Genomic DNA, 670 nt, shown 5'->3' on the forward strand with positions numbered 1-670 from the left:
CGGTTGAGATAGCCGCGCGCCACCCCCGCCCCGCCGATATAGAGCTCGCCAACCGCCCCCAGCGGCACCGGCTGACCATGGGCGTCCAGGAGATACACCCGCGTGTTCGCGATCGGACGGCCGATCGTCTCGACGACAGCCTCTCCCCTGGGCATGCAAACCCAGGTCGAGTACGTCGTTGTCTCCGAGGGAGCGTACAGATTGCAAATCTTTTGGACGCGCGTGTTGTCGAAGATTCGTTCGATCAGACCTGCGCTCAGCCGCTCGCCCGCCAAATTGATGGCGCTTGCCGAGGCGGGGACTGCTTTCTTGTCGAGCAGAGCGGTTATGGCAGAGGGTACCGTATTGATCAGCGAGACGGCCAAAGGCGTCTGCGCCAATGCCAGTGCATTCTCGGCAAGACAGAGCGTGCCGCCCTGCGAGAGCGCTCCGAAGCACTCATAGACAGACAGATCGAAGCTGATCGAGGTGGAGAACAGCATGCGGCTGGTCTCCGATCGCGCAAACGCGCCGCTGTTCCAATGCAACAGGTTCGCGGTGCTTCGATGCTCGACCATGACGCCCTTGGGCGTCCCGGTGGAGCCTGAGGTGTAGATGATATAGGCGAGATGGCGCGCGGTGAGCCCGAGCGCGCGCGGGTCGGGATCGCAAGCCGGCTGCCCGGCCCAGG

At 63.7% G+C, this 670-nt stretch carries 1 protein-coding gene; it reads right to left on the reverse strand.

Translation table 11 applies throughout. From position 1 onward, the window contains the following. Positions 1–670 (reverse strand): AMP-binding protein (locus PU724_RS33855; protein WP_426213842.1); only part of this gene is annotated, 670 nt, incomplete at both ends.

The organism is Mesorhizobium abyssinicae, from assembly GCF_049887195.1.
Classification (GTDB): Bacteria; Pseudomonadota; Alphaproteobacteria; order Rhizobiales; family Rhizobiaceae; genus Mesorhizobium; species Mesorhizobium abyssinicae.